Raw genomic sequence first — 16,147 nt, 5'->3', positions numbered from 1 at the left:
ATATTCTGCTCAATGAGGGTATCCGGGCTTGGATGGCTCCTCAGGATCAGCCCCACGAGAACTTTATCTTCCCTGAAGAGGTTCTGCCTCGCGGTAACGCACTCTAATTTCAGGAGTGAAATATTTAGAGTTAATTTTCTCTAACTCAGCATGGGCGGGGCGACCCCGCTCATCAAGCACTCCTCAGTGAACGATACCCCGCCAGTCGCGGGGTATTTTTTTTCAAGCCAGTCCACATCCGCTCTAGCCTGTGCTAATCTAAATGAAGGGAATGAATCCTTAGCGATATTTACCCTACTCCTCTTGAGAATTAGACCGTTCAGGCAACAAGGAGGTGATGCCCATGAGTGATAGTAGTAAATTTATGGGTCATCAAATTAGCGTTAACCGGCTGAGCGTCGGAGCTGTTCTCTAAAAGCCAGTTTTAATCTCCTAGTGAGATTAACAAAAGCTGAAAGAGCTAGACTGCTTTTTGGAGTCCCTTCCGACAGTCTGGTGCTAATTTGAAGACCCGCTAGACCGCCCTCACATTAAGTGTAATGGTGATACCAAAACGCTTCCCGTGGGGGCGGATAGTTTTTTAGGGGCTTTATTTTAGGAAGGCGATCACGCAGATACTCAGCGACCCTGAAATTAACGAAAGCGTTCATCCGCTATCAAGTTTAGTTAGGGAAGCACTGGAAGAGGAAAATAAAAGAGTTTGGAGAAGCGATCGCCCAAAATAAAAAGAAAGTTAGTTGCTGTATCAGTCAAGAAGCAAAGCATCATCTACAAGAAATTTTGTACAATAAGGTGACGCTTACACTGGCAACAGATAATAGCGATGGGTTAACAGAAAAAACTTTCATAGGGCGCAAGTCATTTTTAAAGAGTGACTGAGGTCATCCGAAAAATAACACGAAAAATCTCAATGAGCGATCTAGTAATCATTTTAGGCGCTAGTGAGGTGGTGGCAGCGTCCGGCCTGTGTTACGATGGCTTGAAAAATCAAGAAGGATTGTCACTCTTTCTGAAATAAGTGTGTGTGAGGAAAAGAGGAAAGATGGCTAAGTTAATGTGGAAATCTCTGCTAGTAAGTCCAGCGGTTTTTGGAGCAGCACTTGTGCTTTCGTCAGCAGCGATCGCTGCTGAAAAGCCCATAACCTCTGAAGTGATTCAGCCCCAAACGACTGAGTCAAACTTACCAAAAGTTCAGTCAGTGGCTTTAGTTACTGCACTCCAAGCCCCGGAAGCTAACTCAGCCCCCGTTTTTTCAGCAACCGCTAAATCAGCCGAAGCGCTGAGTGCAGTTGAAGTTGAAACGCCCGAACAGTTGGCAGTAGCGCCGATTCAAGATGCTGCGACCGCCAACTCAGCCGAAGCGCTAAAGGTAGAGAAGCTTGATAGCACATCTGTACCTGTAATGCCAGTAGTAGAGACGCCAGCTAAGGTGGCAGCAACGCCCATCCAGGACGCAGCAACCGCCGACTCAGCCGAAGCTCTAGGCGTAGACAACAGTGTGTTGGTTCCGATGGCAGCACCGACCAACTCAACGCTGGCTCAAAGCGCCCCAGCAGCGAATACAGTTGACAACAACAGTGTTTTAGAACAAATCAATCGTTACAGTCGGGAAGGAAATAACTCCCAAAGCCAAGTCACCAACGTATCCCAACTGTCGGACGTAGAACCAACCGACTGGGCATACGAAGCACTGCGAAGCCTGGTAGAGCGCTATGGCTGTATAGCAGGATATCCGGATGGCACCTATCGGGGCAACCGGGCAATGAGCCGTTATGAATTTGCCGCTGGTTTGAACGCTTGTTTGCTGCAAATTGAGAAATTGATTGCCGCTTCTACAGCAGATTTTGTTACCAAAGAAGATTTAGCCACACTTCAGCGGCTAATTGATGAATTTGGAGCAGAACTGGCAACTCTCCGCACGCGGGTAGATAACCTGGAAGGGCGGGTTACATTCCTTGAAAACCATCAGTTCTCGACAACCACCAAACTGGTGGGTGAAGCAATCTTCGCCGTCACGGACTCGTTTACGGGTGATATTAGCATTAGCGACTTCAATGTCGATGTCGATGACCGTGGCACCAACACCATCTTTGGGGATCGAGTACGTTTAGACCTGCAAACCAGCTTCACAGGTCGAGATATTTTGCACACCCGTCTCGCAGCTGGGAACCTGGGAGTTTTAACCCCCGACACAGCCGAGGGAACCCAAACCTTTAACCTCGGTTTCAACGACGAAAACACCAATGATATTGGCTTAGACTGGCTGGCGTACGAGTTCCCGTTTGGCGCTTCCCAAGTTTACATCTCAGCCACTGGAGGACGCCATTCCGACTACACCCCTGTTTTAAATCCTTACTTCTATAACGGAGTCAGTGACAGTGGTAGCGGCTCACTCTCAACCTTTGCTCAGTACAGCCCCATTTATCGCATCGGGGGCGGTGCTGGTGCTGGTCTGAGATTGGGTGTGGGTAGGGCACCGATTCTCGGTCCCACTTCATTAACTGTGGGTTATCTAGCAGATAATGCAAATAATCCTGCCGATAGCACACTGGTCGGAAGCATACCGCCCGGACAAGATATTAATCAGCATGGTGGTCTGTTCAACGGTGACTATTCTGCTCTGGCGCAGCTCAATTTCACCGTCAGTGACCGATTCGGCTTAGCTGCGACCTACGTTCACGGCTACCATAGTTCTGGCAACGCGATATTCGACAGTGGCAGAGGGGGTGCTGTAGTCGGTACAGGCGTGGCTAATACTCCAGGGCTTATAGGACCCCTACTTGGTCTAAATGCACCCCAGCTTGGTATAGCAACTGACCCAGCTCCAGGGGTTAGTAACTCCTACGGATTACAAGGTGCTTTCCGATTAGGTGACAGAGTTTCACTCAGTGGCTTTGTCTCTTATAGCGACGTCAGAGTGATTGGTGACGGGGATGGTGAAATCTGGAGCTATGGATTAGGGATAGCCTTTCCTGACCTAGGTAAACGGGGTAACGTTTTGGGTATCTTTGCCGGTGCTCAACCCTATCTGGGAAGTCTTGAACTTGACGGTAAACGGGTTCCAGTTGGTAAGGATCGACCCTACCACATTGAAGCTTTCTACAAGTACCAGCTGACAGAGAATATCTCCGTTACTCCAGGAGTTATCTGGCTGACAGCTCCTGGTCAAACCGAAGCTAACGACGACGCTGTTATCGGTACGCTCAGAACTACGTTCAGCTTCTAGTAACACAAAAGCTAGGCGGTTGGGTTAATCCAGATTGCCCAATATTGTGAAATGAAATCGGTAAAGCCTCGCTCAATGCGGGGCTTTTTTGTATGATTTATTACCTAATGCCATTTCTAGCCTGTGGTAGGATGACAGGAAAAATTAAGAAGGATGTAAATCTTTCTTAATTAAGGTGTGTGTGAGGAAAAGAGGAAAGATGGCTAAATTTATCTGGAAATCGCTGGTATTCAGCCCAGCAGTTTTGGGGGCAGCATTAGTGGTTTCATCGGCAGCGATCGCTGCACAAACCCCTGCTGCTAAAGAAGTGATTCAGCCCCAAACTGTAGAGGCTCTACCAGAATTACAGCCAGTAGCGATCGCTACTGCGCCAGAAACCCCAACAGTCAGCCCAATCCCTGTGATTTCAGCAAACGCTGAGAAGTCAGAGTTAGGGCAGAAAGTTACTGCGACAGAAGCGCCAGAACAGCTGGCAGTCGCACCCAGCCAGGAGCCAGCAACCGCTGACTCAGCTCAAGCACTAGGGGTTGAAACGATTGAAGGCACATCTTTGCCAGTGATGCCTGCCGAATCCAAGCTAGCTCAAACAGCTCCAGCAGGGAATACAGTTGGCAATAATAGTGTTTTAGAACAAATCAATCGCTACAGCCAGGAAGGCAATAACTCCCAAAGCCAAGTCACCAACGTCTCCCAACTGTCGGACGTGGAACCAACCGACTGGGCATATGAAGCACTGCGAAGCCTGGTAGAGCGCTATGGCTGTATAGCAGGATATCCGGATGGCACCTATCGGGGCAACCGGGCAATGAGCCGTTATGAATTTGCCGCTGGTTTGAACGCTTGTTTGCTGCAAATTGAGAAATTGATTGCCGCTTCTACAGCAGACTTTGTTACCAAAGAAGATTTGGCAACTCTGCAACGGTTGATCGATGAATTTGGAGCAGAATTGGCAACTCTCCGCACACGGGTAGATAACCTGGAAGGGCGGGTGACGTTCCTTGAAAACCATCAGTTCTCGACAACCACCAAACTGGTGGGTGAAGCAATCTTCGCCGTCACGGACGAGTTTAGCGATCGCGAGGACACCAACACCATTTTTGGCGATCGCGTTCGTTTAGACTTCCAAACCAGCTTCACGGGTCGAGATGTTTTGCACACCCGTCTTGCTGCTGGTAACACTACACCTTTTCTTGCAAAGATTCCACTTCAACCTGATAGTTCATTCGAGGGCAACCAGACCTTTGACCTTAATCCCGGTAACAACAACGATATCATTCTAGATTGGCTGGCGTATGAGTTTCCCTTTGGCAGCTCAAAAGTTTACCTAGCCGCTGCGGGAGGAATTCATGCCGACTACGCTCCCGTCCTCAACCCTTACTTTTATGACGGAGACGGAGGTACCGCTGCACTTTCGTCATTTGCTCAGCAGAGTCCTATCTATCGTATCGGTGGCGGTGCCGGTATCGGGATCAGGCTCGGTGTCGGCACGGCACCGATTCTCGGTCCCACTTCATTAACTGTTGGTTATCTGGCAGATAATGGGAGTCTTCCTGGCAATGATTTTGGTCTGTTCAGCGGGGACTATTCTGCCCTCGCCCAGCTCAACTTTACTGTTAACGATCGCTTGGGCTTAGCTGCAACCTACGTCCACGGCTACCATAACCGGGGGGACGGGATTTTTGACCTTGGTGGAAGTCCTCGCTCGTCGCCTGGTGCCCGCCCGATAACAGGTACTCTCGGAGCTAACGATCCAACGCTTGCAACTGGAACAGGCGCTCGGTTCCCATTAGTACTGGATAGGGATAGCCCAATGAGCACTAACTCCTATGGTCTTCAGGCTGCCTTACGACTGAGCGACAGATTCTCCGTGAGCGGCTTTGTTGGGAAGACTGATATTAGCTCCGTTCAAAATAGTACCAGAGGTGATGTCTGGTACTACGGGTTAGGTGTGGCCTTCCCGGATTTAGGTAAGCGGGGGAATATCCTGGGGATTTTTGCAGGTGTAGAACCATACTTGGCAGGTCTTGAAGTTCAAGGCAGCCCAGTCGGGATTAAGAACGATCTCTCCTACCACCTCGAAGGATTCTACAAGTACCAACTGACGGATAACATCTCCGTGACTCCCGGCATCATCTGGATTACCGCTCCCAACCAAAACGACGATAACGAAGATGCTGTTATTGGCACACTCAGAACGACGTTCAGCTTCTAGGGAGACGGAAATAGTAGTCCGTTCATTGGTAAGGCAGGTAGTAATGGGTAATGGATCGTTACTACCTCTGTCCCTCTTCTCTCTTGCTGCTCTGCTCCCAGCTTTTCTGAGGTAAATTTTGCGAACCCGGTTATGCCCCGCATCAGCGGGGCTTTTTTCTTGGCGAATGCTTAAACCGGCAAACTCCGGTGGAGAACCGGGGTATACTGGAATTGACGATCCCTCACACTCGATCTCAAGCTTGTGGAACTTTCCTGTAAAACAGAATATGCGCTGTTGGCTCTGTTAGAGCTAGCGTGTCACTACAGCGACAACGAACCGTTACAAATTCGGCAGATCGCGACTCAACAAAATATCCCCGATCGATATTTAGAACAGCTACTGGCGACATTAAGGCGTGGCGGTTTAGTGCGTAGCCAACGTGGCGCAAAAGGAGGCTATTTGCTGTCACGGGAACCTTGGAAAATTACGCTCTTAGAAGTTGTGAGTTGCCTGGAAGGATTGGACGCCAAACCTTCTGAGAACAACAACACTTCCAAAACGGTAGAAAGTGCCGTGGTAGAGGAAATCTGGCAAGAAGTGCATCAAACAGCCAATTCGGTCTTACAAGGATACACGCTTCAAGATTTAGCAGAGAAACGGGATTCTAGGCGTCAGCTAGACATCATGTATTACATCTAAAAATTAAAAATTAAAAATGAAGTATGCTTCTTTTAATTTTTAATTTTGCGCTTTTTAATGATTGATGTTGACTTGTGACTCCTCATAACCAAGAAAAAAACTAAAATCTATGCGGATTGCTCAAAACATTACAGAATTAATCGGTCGGACGCCTTTAGTACAGTTGAACCGGATTCCCCAACAGGAAGGGTGTTTGGCTCGGATCGTGGTGAAATTGGAGGGGATGAACCCAGCTGCCTCGGTCAAAGACCGCATTGGGGTGAGTATGATTAATGCGGCAGAAGAGCAGGGGTTGATCCACCCCGGCAAAACAATCTTAGTCGAACCGACTTCTGGAAATACTGGTATTGCTCTAGCGATGGCGGCAGCAGCCAAGGGTTATCGGCTGATCTTGACGATGCCAGACACGATGAGTACAGAACGACGGGCGATGCTGCGGGCTTATGGAGCAGACTTGGAACTGACCCCTGGCATTGAGGGGATGAGCCGCTGCATTCGTAGGGCGCAGGAGATTGTTGACAGCACGCCTAATGCTTATATGCTGCAACAGTTTAGCAATCCAGCCAACGTCCAGATTCACCGGGAAACCACTGCTGAGGAAATCTGGGAGGATACCGACGGGCAGGTGGATATCCTGGTCGCTGGAGTGGGCACTGGCGGCACGCTTACAGGTGTTGCAGAGGTGATTAAACCACGGAAACCCGGTTTTAAAGCGATCGCTGTCGAACCCATCAGTAGCTCAGTGTTGTCCGGCGGACGCCCTGGTCCTCATAAAATTCAGGGCATCGGTGCTGGGTTTATTCCCCAAGTGCTGAAAGTTGAGCTGATTGATGAGGTAATCACGGTGACAGATGATGATGCGATCGCATACGGTCGTCGTCTTGCTCGTGAAGAAGGACTGCTTTCCGGCATTTCTACGGGTGCTGCCCTCTACGCTGCCATTAAAATCGCTCAGCGCCCCGAAAATGAGGGGCGATTGATTGTCATGGTGCAGCCTAGCTTTGGAGAACGCTACTTAAGTACACCCCTGTTCCAAGATCCAGAACCGCGAGTGCCAGCTGTGCTGGGTTGACGTTACAGTAACTGTTAGTCGTCATTAGTTAAAAGGTCATGAGTCGTCAGTCATAAGGAACCCACTAATGACTAATGGCTCATGACAAAAGCTATTTCCATGACAGATTCTACTCACTACGACACCCTTGATGTCAGTCCCGCAGCGACGCCGGTACAAATCAAGCAAGCCTACCGGCGTCTAGTAAAGCTGTTTCATCCAGACGGTAATCGCGAAACAGCTAATCACGAGCAAATTGTCCGGATTAATGCTGCTTACGAAGTCCTGGGCGACCCTCAACAGCGGCAGTCTTACGACCAGATGCTGCTCAAAGATCGCCAGAGACACGAACAATCTGTTAGCAATTATTCGTCGCGACAAGCCGAATCATCAGCGACATATACTTCGGCGCGATACCAGCAAGCCGATGCTTCGGCGCGATACCAGCGGCAACAGCAAGCCGATACCGAAAGCCGATACTACGCGCATCGACAACAGCAAGCCAACACCGAAAACCGACACTACGCGCATCGACAGACAGCAATAGATGCCGACGAACAACTGGAGCAATGGCTTCAGAAAGTCTATGTGCCGGTCAATCGCCTGATCTGTCGCATTCTTAATCCTCTGGCAGACCAACTAGACCAACTCTCAGCCGATCCTTTTGATGATGAGCTGATGGAACAATTTCAGGCTTACCTGAAAGAATGTCGCAATTATCTCAAACAAGCTCAGCTGGCTTTTCGTTCTTTGCCTAATCCAGCCAATGTTGCTGGTGCAGCAGTTCACCTTTACTACTGTCTCAATCAAGTAGCGGATGGCATCGAAGAGTTAGAGCTTTTTACGCTCAACTATGATGAAGGCTACCTGCACACAGGTCAAGAACTTTTTAGAATTGCCACTGGTTTACGCTGCGAAGCACAATATGCCGTCAAAGACATTGCTTAACCATTAAAAATTAGAAACTAGCTTTTTTTCTCATTACTAATAAGGGCTTTTTCTGTACCGTCCCTCTACTCTGATAACAGGGCTTGGATAAAAGTAAAGCCTCTCCATTGCCCAGAACAAAAATTAAAAATTAAACGATTCCTCAATTTTTAATTTTTGTTCTGGGCGTCCAACTCATCACATCTGTCCAAGGAGCTTTTTTAACTGTAAAGTCACAAGACAAAATGTGAGTAACGGAATTGCCTGTCTCACCCGTAGACCTCAATAGATGCAGTACCAGCATCAGAGAAAATTGCAGCGTACTCTCAGGACTAGAGAGTTTTTTGAGCTTAGATGGATCAAAAAGGGGCGCTGAGATTTTCAAAACATCGGTTTGTGTATCGCGCTGGAGAACGTCTTCAACAGTTATTTTTTCTTTAAGAATATTTCCAGCTCCAATGAAGCTATAAACTTGACGCTGGGAGAGATCCAGAATCATGCTGGGCGTCAGGCGAATCACTCGACGCGATCGCGCGTCAAAATCTGTGAGCGAACTGCGATCCCAGTCTACGTCAATTGAATGCTCCGGGGATTTATTGTCAATCTGGATCGATAGTTCGCGCAGCCGATCTAGTTGGTATCGCTTTTCCAGTTTAAATTGGATATCGACACGCTCTTTTAAGTTTTGTGCTTCCAGTTGTCCATTCAAGGATTCCCGATCGAGATGGATGATCACTTGATTTCTATCTACCGATTTAAACACTCGGTATAAAACGTAAGTGACACAGATAATATAGACAGTTAGAATGAATAAATTGCGGTCATCCAAAATCAGTGATTGGTAATTGGTAATTGGTAATGGGGGAAAGCGTTAAATTACAAATGCTACTTTTTAAACTAAAAAGTAAAAGATTTAAAGCCAAGCTTTTCTCTCCCATTACTTCTTAGCAAAAAAATCCATCTGATAAAAAACTAATCGATGAAAATAATATTAGTCATCCTTAACGGTGGAAAAATTATCAAACCAGCCGCGCCGCCAGAAAAAGTAGATTAAACCAGATGCGATCGCTATCATCAATGCCCAGCAAAGCGGATAGCCCAAATACCAGTTTAGTTCTGGCATATTAAATGGGGATTTTTCTGTATTAAAGTTCATCCCGTAAATTCCAGCAACAAAAGTGAGGGGGATAAAAATACTGGAAATCACCGTTAAAAGCTTCATTACTTCATTCATTCTGTTACTAACCGAGGACATATAAACATCCATTAACCCAGAGGATAGTTCTCGATATGTTTCTACCATATCCATGACTTGAACCGCATGATCGTAACAATCTCTTAGGTAAATCCGCACCTCTTCACAAATTAGAGGGCTACCATCTCGAATTAAGGAATTTATGGCATCTCGCTGGGGCCAAATAGCGCGACGGAGTGCCAACAGCTCGCGCCTAACTTGATAGATTTTATCTAGAGTCTTGCGTGTAGGATTGGCGATAACTTCTTCCTCTAAGTCTTCAATTCGCTCGCCATAAACTTCCAGCACCGGAAAAAAGCCATCGATAATTGAATCTAACAGGGCGTAGGCTAAATAATCGGCACCGCGCTTGCGGATAGTACCCTTATTGTGACGGATGCGATCGCGCACGGGTGTAAAGCAATCCCGGAGTGGTTCCTCCTGCACAGTGAGCAAATAATGTTTCCCCAATATTAAACTCACTTGTTCGCTGTAGAAGCCAGCACCTTTTTCTTTAGGCATCACCATCCGGCTAATAATCACCAGATGGTCTCCCTGATCCTCCACTTTCGGTCGCTGGGGTACATTTACCACATCTTCCAAAACCAATGGATGTAAATGAAAAACCTGTCCCAATTCTCGCAAAATTTCTTCACTTCCTAAGCCCAGCACATCTACCCAAGAAACCGAATCTGTATCCAAATAGCTAGCACACGCTGTTGGTGTCTCAACTGGCATGCAGACGCGGTTCGCCTCGTTGTAGTCAATTAAGATAATTTTGGGTGCCGGAGCATTTTTATCAATAAAAATTGTTCCCGGTAGACTACCGGGTTTATCGTAAAAGTCTTCAAACAAAGAATTGTCATCCTCTTCGTATTCATTGTCTTGTGTGACTACTTCCACAGGCTGGGGGCGTCTTTGTGTCATACAGGTTTACCTTGTAGATGAATATTTGTTTTAGAGTCTTCCCTATTCTAATTAGCAATATTTTCTTTGGATAGACTCAATTTCTTCCTTTAGACCCGCAGTATGAAGCCATCCAACATATCCCCCAAATTTACAAACATCTTGATTATCAAAAACATAAACATGATGAACTTGGAGAGGATTTACAAACATGCGGAGCGTACCACTGCCATCTTTAAACTTTAAATATACTATGGCGATCTTAGAATTATTTTCTTTATCATTAGTCATCCCTGGCACTCTGTATAAACGAGTAGTCACCTCTTGGAGCATACTGTTATTCAAGCTTGGGGCTTTCTTTCCATCTAAAATATTATCTGCGATCAAACTTGCTGTTCTTTGACACTGCCAGTACCAAGCATGACCATCAGCTGCCCCTAAAGCCATTGCTGCTTCAAGTTGACCAATACTACGTGCGGCTTTTTCTAGAGGGTTAGCATTAGTTGAAATATACTCATCTCGGAAAAACAGATTATCACCTGAGTTTATATTTAAGCTTGACCGCAGGGGGTAAGCAATAATATCGGAAGAATGAATCATATTAATCCATCGAAGAGGAGCTTTTTGATAGCTATCCGCAAAGATTTTTACTTTCTCAGGGCTGACTTGTAACATCGTATTTAATAATAATATAGGTGAACCCATTGTAGTAATACTTTTTAAAGTAACCTTTTTTAGGTTACTAGATGAATTAAAACCAGAAATCATTGCCCGAATGTCAGCGGCTGGATCTTGAAGACTAAATCTTTCAGAAAATAAAACGTCCCATAGGATAACACTTCCTAAAGAGTGTGCAACGATATGGAGTTCAGTTTCTTCAGGATTGTTTTTTAGAAAATCATATAATTGCTGTGCAATCAGTTTTCTAATTGCCTCTCCACGTTCTGGATTAAAATAAGTTAAAAAATCCCCGCTGAACTGAGAAAGAAATCCTTGCCTAAGTTCTTTATAACGAAATATATCGTCAATAGCAGTTTGGGAATGTTCCTTCTTAAGCTCTTTTAAATCTTGATGAATAACATTCCATATTTTGTCTACATCAGTTAATATATTTCCCCAAAAACTGGAGTATAAGTGGGGTAAAGATTCACCTCTTTGGTCAAACTCATTTTTAATGAGAAGTTTCAAATTATCTGCATATTGAACAGTCCGTGTGGCAACACCATGAATAAAAAAAACTAACATCGTTAAATTTAAACCTCTGACTGAGTGACAATTTTCCGAAGAATTACCTCTATATAGGGTTCCCTAGAATTCACCCAAACTAACAGTCTTTGCATCCAAGGGCACAGTTTATCCAGAACGCTGATTAAACAGAAGTTTGAGGAGTTTTCCCAGTTAATTATGTTTGAATGCTGGAATTTTTCAATACTGTAACACTCTGACTGCGGAGCGATCGCTATAAAAAAGCAGCCTATCTCAAAGGACAAGCTGCTTTTCTTCAGCCCTCAAAAGCGGGCTTTGTTTTTGTAGCCACAGGTTTACAACCTATGGGCGCTGTGAGCGGGAGCAATGGACTACATCATGCCCATGCCGCCCATGCCGCCCATGCCGCCCATGCCGCCCATGCCGCCCATGCCGCCCATGCCGCCCATATCGGGGGCACCAGCTCCTGGCTTCTCAGGCTTCTCAACAACAAGGGCTTCAGTGGTCAACACCATCCCGGCAATCGAACCGGCATTTTGCAACGCCGAACGTACAACTTTCGCAGGGTCGATAATCCCAGCAGCGATCAGGTCTTCAAAGGTGTCGGTAGCCGCGTTGTAACCGATATTCAAATCAGTCTCGCGCACCTTCTCAACAATGACGGAGCCTTCGACACCGGCATTATCTGCCATCTGACGCAGGGGAGCTTCTAGAGATTTGCCCACAATGTCAGCACCGACTTTTTCTTCGGTGTCCAGGCTATCTTTGATCTGGGCAACTTTCTTGCTCAGGTAAATCAGCGTCGCGCCACCACCCGGAACGATACCTTCTTCCACAGCGGCTTTGGTCGCGTTGAGGGCGTCTTCAATCCGCAGCTTGCGGTCTTTGAGTTCGGTTTCGGTCGCCGCACCCACTTTGATGACAGCGACACCACCGGCTAGCTTAGCAATTCGCTCTTGCAGCTTTTCTGTGTCGTAGTCAGAATCCGTTTCTTCTAGCTGCTTACGAATTTGGGCAATCCGCTTTTGCACATCTGCTGTCTTGGCATCACCAGCGACAATAGTAGTGTTTTCTTTATCAATGGTGATTTTCTGAGCGGTTCCCAGCATCTCTAGGGAGACGGTATCTAGGCTCAAACCAACTTCTTCTGAAATTAGCTGACCGCCGGTGAGAACGGCGATATCTTGCAGCATTGCTTTGCGTCGTTCGCCAAATCCAGGCGCTTTGATGGCGGCTACGTTCAGTACGCCCCGCGCTTTGTTTACCACCAAAGTTGCCAAAGCTTCCCCTTCGATGTCTTCGGCAACAATCAGCAAAGCTTGACCGGAACGGGCAACTTTTTCTAAGACGGGAATCAAATCTTGAATGGAGTTGATTTTCTTATCCGTCATCAAAATTCGGACGTTTTCATATTCCACCACCATTCGTTCGGCATCGGTGATGAAGTAAGGAGAAATGTAGCCGCGGTCGATCTGCATCCCCTCAACGACATCCAGTTCGGTTGCCATCGATTTGGATTCTTCAACGGTGATCACGCCGTCTTTGGTGACTTTATCCATTGCTTCGGCAATCATTTTGCCGACTTCTTCATCGTTACCAGCGGAGACGGTTGCCACTTGCGCGATCGCACTCCCTTCCACTGGCTTCGCGATCGCTGCAATTTCCTCCACTAACAGGGCAATCGTTTTTTCGATTCCCCGGCGCAGACTCACTGGGTTCGCCCCAGCCGCTACGTTCTTTAAACCCTCACGAATCATCGCTTGAGCTAGAACCGTTGCCGTAGTCGTGCCATCACCAGCGATATCCTTGGTTTTTGACGCTACTTCCTGAATGAGTCTAGCGCCTGTGTTTTCCAAGGGATCTTCTAATTCAATTTCCTTGGCAACGGTGATCCCATCGTTCACAATTTGGGGTGCGCCAAACTTTTTCTCCAGAAGGACATTTCGTCCCTTCGGCCCCAGCGTAATCTTAACGGCGTCTGCCAGGGCATTTACTCCCCGCTCTAGCGCCCGCCGCGATTCGTCATTAAATGCAATTAACTTCGCCATATTCGGTTTCAAGAGCGCTTCCGATCTTCCAATTTAGCACTCACTGGCACCGAGTGCTAATCCCAAAGGATAAGACTCCTCACCTCAACTGATATGGAGGAGGTACATAATAAACAGCTAGAGCGATCAATCAGACGTTTGAGTTACTTTTTGTAACGAAATTGCCCAATTCTTGATAACTAGAACGGATTGGATTGAATGGGTTGATCATCCACCTTCTGAAATCTAGTTGACAAAGGAAATCATTTATGCAGTCAAGAAAAAAAAGAGCGGCAGTGCAACCTTGCTGCGGTAGACTTCATCCTATTTGTTGTATCGTTCCTCCTCATATGCTGAGGGAGGTTCTCCAAAATGGCAACCCTGAGCAGCGGGCATGGGCTTTTCAAACCTTAACTACGTCAGAACAGTTTCGGGGACGACGCTTGACAGTCGGTAATATCTCGTTTGCAGTATCAGCAGGTGAGAAGCGTCGTACCATCTTTGATGCCAAAAATGGCAGCGACCTACCAGGCACCTTGGCGCGTAGTGAAGGCGATCCGCCCAGCGACGATCCTGCGATCAACGAAGCCTACGACGGATCGGGTGCGACTTATGACTTGTACGAAGAGTTGTTCGAGCGGAACTCCATCGACGATCGAGGGCTGCGTTTGGACTCGACGGTTCATTTTGACGTGAAGTATGACAACGCTTTTTGGAACGGCGACCAAATGGTCTACGGTGATGGGGATGGAGAGATTTTTGAACGCTTTACTAAGGCGATTGATGTGATTGGGCATGAGCTAACCCACGGCGTTACCCAATATGAAGCCAATTTAATCTATTACGGCGAATCCGGCGCACTGAACGAATCTTTTTCCGATGTCTTTGGTTCTCTGGTAAAACAGCGGGTTCTCAATCAGACCGCCGAGGAAGCTGACTGGATTATCGGGGAAGGTTTGTTTACCGCCAATGTTAAGGGCGTTGGGATTCGCTCAATGAAGGCACCGGGGACAGCTTACGACGACCCAGTGCTAGGCAAAGACCCCCAGCCTGCGACTTATAAAGACCGCTATAAAGGGCTGGAAGATAACGGGGGCGTGCATATCAATTCAGGAATTGCCAATCGTGCCTTTTATTTAGCAGCGGTGGAAATTGGTGGCTACGCTTGGGAAAAGGCAGGGAAAATCTGGTATATCGCTTTACGCGATCGCCTTCGTTCTAGAGCGAATTTTAAACGGGCTGCGAATACTCTCGTTAAAGTCGCTGGAGAACTTTACGGGGAAGGCTCTCAGGAGCAAAATGCAGTCCGCACAGGTTGGAAAGAAGTGGGAGTGATTTAAATTAAAAAGGCTTCCATTTTTAATGGAAGAGGCAATTCTTCATTTTTAATTTCTGCGTGCGGCTGCCATCAACCAGTCCATCAGCGGTCTTAAGGTTCCAGGTATGGCAGCTTCACCTACCAAGACCGTATGTTGCTGAGTGTTTTCTTCCACCGTTAGCTTGTACTGAAAACGGTCGGGTTGGGGACTGTTGGAAGTGATGGTGGCAGGCAAATCAAAGAAATCAGCTGCGTCAACGAGGAGGCACAGCTGATTTGCTTCATTTGCAGGCAGAGTGGTAGTGTCAAAGACTTTTGTCAAGCGCATCCCAGCAAAGCCGCCTGTCCGTTCAAAAGAAATTCGCATAGTTTCCCTCACGGGGAGCAAGACTAACTCCATAGTAAGCAGTGATGGATGTTGTTCTTTGTCTGCCTCTCTCTTTCCCACTCCGACCGCGAGGAGAGCGTCACTACGCTCACAGTCCTCTGCCGCTATGGTCGCTATGCCATCACCATACCGCCGTCCACATTGAGCGTTTGACCCGTGATATAGGCGGCAGCCGGATCGGCGGCTAGGAATCGAACTAAACCAGCAACCTCCTCTGGTTGACCGTAACGACCGAGGGGGATGAATTTTAAGATTTCCTCTGATTTGATATTGCTCGTCATATCGGTGGCGATAAATCCAGGGGCAACAGCATTGACTGTAATGCCGCGAGTGGCGAGTTCTTTGGCGACGGTTTTCGTAAACCCAATCACTCCCGCTTTGGCAGCGCTGTAGTTTGCCTGACCGGGGTTGCCCATCTGACCGGCAACGGATGAAATATTAATAATGCGCCCGGAGCGTTGCTTCAGCATCACCTTACTGATAGCTCGCGTACACAAAAAGACGCCAGTGAGGTTAAGGTCAATCACGGCTTGCCAATCTTCCGGCTTCATCCGCAACAACAGGGTATCGCGGGTAATTCCAGCATTATTCACCAAGACATCAACGCGCTTCCACTTCTCCATCACGGTGTTCAGGAGGGCGTCTACTTGATCGGCTTTGGATACGTCTGCTTGGAGGGCGATCGCACTACCGCCTGCTGCGGTAATTTCACTCACGACTTCTTCGGCTGCTCCACTAGAACTGGCATAGTTAATCGCTACACTGGCTCCCTCAGATGCCAATTCTAGGGCGATCGCTCGACCAATTCCTCGTGAAGCGCCGGTAACGATGGCAACCTGTCCGCGCAATCTTTGCTGGCTCTCTGGCAATGCTTCCATCAATAAATTCCTCTCGATCCGTTATGAACGCGGTTATTTAACTGCGCTAACGATCTTAGGTCGATTCGTACCTCGGACTGAACGAATCAATAC

Annotated in this window: 12 protein-coding genes and 1 pseudogene; 7 read left to right on the top strand and 6 right to left on the bottom strand. The window is 47.4% G+C overall.

What is annotated here, in order from left to right; genetic code table 11:
* From H6H02_RS13845 to H6H02_RS13820, 6 genes and pseudogenes are all read left to right on the top strand, one after another.
* Window positions 1-107, top strand: a pseudogene (locus H6H02_RS13845) (photosystem II protein D2); the annotation flags it as partial.
* A 935-nt stretch (window positions 108-1,042) separates the two neighbouring features.
* Window positions 1,043-3,226, top strand: coding sequence for an iron uptake porin (locus H6H02_RS13840; RefSeq protein ID WP_190818584.1), 2,184 nt, complete (start codon window positions 1,043-1,045; stop codon window positions 3,224-3,226).
* Window positions 3,227-3,425: 199 nt separating this feature from the next.
* Window positions 3,426-5,438, top strand: coding sequence for an iron uptake porin (locus tag H6H02_RS13835; protein ID WP_190818582.1), 2,013 nt, complete (start codon window positions 3,426-3,428; stop codon window positions 5,436-5,438).
* 243 nt (window positions 5,439-5,681) lie between these two features.
* Entirely contained in the window at window positions 5,682-6,119 is a 438-nt protein-coding gene (locus H6H02_RS13830; RefSeq protein WP_190818579.1) for an Rrf2 family transcriptional regulator, read from the top strand.
* A gap of 109 nt (window positions 6,120-6,228) precedes the next feature.
* Window positions 6,229-7,191 (top strand): cysteine synthase A, encoded by a 963-nt coding sequence (gene cysK / locus H6H02_RS13825; protein WP_190818577.1) that lies wholly within the window; start codon window positions 6,229-6,231, stop codon window positions 7,189-7,191.
* Window positions 7,192-7,290: 99 nt separating this feature from the next.
* Window positions 7,291-8,118 (top strand): DnaJ domain-containing protein, encoded by an 828-nt coding sequence (locus H6H02_RS13820; RefSeq protein WP_190818575.1) that lies wholly within the window; start codon window positions 7,291-7,293, stop codon window positions 8,116-8,118.
* Between the two features lie 142 nt (window positions 8,119-8,260).
* On the opposite strand, the gene H6H02_RS13815 is transcribed toward H6H02_RS13820, so the two are convergent.
* From H6H02_RS13815 to groL, 4 genes are all read right to left on the bottom strand, one after another.
* Complete coding sequence (locus H6H02_RS13815) at window positions 8,261-8,926, bottom strand: hypothetical protein (protein ID WP_190818573.1); 666 nt, start codon at window positions 8,924-8,926, stop codon at window positions 8,261-8,263.
* Window positions 8,927-9,088: 162 nt separating this feature from the next.
* On the bottom strand, window positions 9,089-10,258 hold the full coding sequence (corA, locus tag H6H02_RS13810; protein ID WP_190818570.1) for a magnesium/cobalt transporter CorA: 1,170 nt from the start codon (window positions 10,256-10,258) through the stop codon (window positions 9,089-9,091).
* A 51-nt stretch (window positions 10,259-10,309) separates the two neighbouring features.
* Window positions 10,310-11,482, bottom strand: a complete 1,173-nt coding sequence (locus tag H6H02_RS13805) for a hypothetical protein (protein ID WP_190818568.1) — start codon at window positions 11,480-11,482, stop codon at window positions 10,310-10,312.
* 332 nt (window positions 11,483-11,814) lie between these two features.
* A complete protein-coding gene (gene groL / locus H6H02_RS13800; RefSeq protein WP_190818566.1) occupies window positions 11,815-13,491 on the bottom strand; it encodes a chaperonin GroEL in 1,677 nt (558 codons plus the stop codon).
* Window positions 13,492-13,739: 248 nt separating this feature from the next.
* Between groL and H6H02_RS13795 the strand changes: the two genes are divergently transcribed.
* Window positions 13,740-14,810, top strand: coding sequence for a M4 family metallopeptidase (locus H6H02_RS13795; RefSeq protein WP_242040698.1), 1,071 nt, complete (start codon window positions 13,740-13,742; stop codon window positions 14,808-14,810).
* A 45-nt stretch (window positions 14,811-14,855) separates the two neighbouring features.
* Here H6H02_RS13795 and H6H02_RS13790 read toward each other — a convergent pair whose 3' ends face one another.
* On the bottom strand, window positions 14,856-15,155 hold the full coding sequence (locus tag H6H02_RS13790; protein ID WP_190818564.1) for a protealysin inhibitor emfourin: 300 nt from the start codon (window positions 15,153-15,155) through the stop codon (window positions 14,856-14,858).
* Between the two features lie 134 nt (window positions 15,156-15,289).
* Window positions 15,290-16,054 carry a 3-oxoacyl-[acyl-carrier-protein] reductase gene (gene fabG, locus H6H02_RS13785; RefSeq protein WP_190411704.1) on the bottom strand — a complete coding sequence of 255 codons (765 nt, stop codon included), beginning with the start codon at window positions 16,052-16,054 and terminating at the stop codon, window positions 15,290-15,292.
* Between the last annotated feature and the right edge of the window lie 93 nt (window positions 16,055-16,147).

It is taken from the genome of Coleofasciculus sp. FACHB-1120, from assembly GCF_014698845.1.
Taxonomy (GTDB): Bacteria; Cyanobacteriota; Cyanobacteriia; order Cyanobacteriales; family FACHB-T130; genus FACHB-T130.
Note: the sequence above shows the minus strand (reverse complement) of the source record. Positions and strands in the feature narration are given on the sequence as shown.

What these genes read in the sequence shown, in the direction of transcription:
- H6H02_RS13840 (WP_190818584.1), top strand. Translation starts at nt 1,043, where the DNA reads ATGGCTAAGTTAATGTGGAAATCTCTGCTAGTAAGTCCAGCGGTTTTT.
- H6H02_RS13835 (WP_190818582.1), top strand. Translation starts at nt 3,426, where the DNA reads ATGGCTAAATTTATCTGGAAATCGCTGGTATTCAGCCCAGCAGTTTTG.
- cysK (WP_190818577.1), top strand. Translation starts at nt 6,229, where the DNA reads ATGCGGATTGCTCAAAACATTACAGAATTAATCGGTCGGACGCCTTTA.
- H6H02_RS13820 (WP_190818575.1), top strand. Translation starts at nt 7,291, where the DNA reads ATGACAGATTCTACTCACTACGACACCCTTGATGTCAGTCCCGCAGCG.
- corA (WP_190818570.1), bottom strand. Translation starts at nt 10,258, where the DNA reads ATGACACAAAGACGCCCCCAGCCTGTGGAAGTAGTCACACAAGACAAT.
- H6H02_RS13805 (WP_190818568.1), bottom strand. Translation starts at nt 11,482, where the DNA reads ATGTTAGTTTTTTTTATTCATGGTGTTGCCACACGGACTGTTCAATAT.
- groL (WP_190818566.1), bottom strand. Translation starts at nt 13,491, where the DNA reads ATGGCGAAGTTAATTGCATTTAATGACGAATCGCGGCGGGCGCTAGAG.
- H6H02_RS13795 (WP_242040698.1), top strand. Translation starts at nt 13,740, where the DNA reads ATGCAGTCAAGAAAAAAAAGAGCGGCAGTGCAACCTTGCTGCGGTAGA.
- H6H02_RS13790 (WP_190818564.1), bottom strand. Translation starts at nt 15,155, where the DNA reads ATGCGAATTTCTTTTGAACGGACAGGCGGCTTTGCTGGGATGCGCTTG.
- fabG (WP_190411704.1), bottom strand. Translation starts at nt 16,054, where the DNA reads ATGGAAGCATTGCCAGAGAGCCAGCAAAGATTGCGCGGACAGGTTGCC.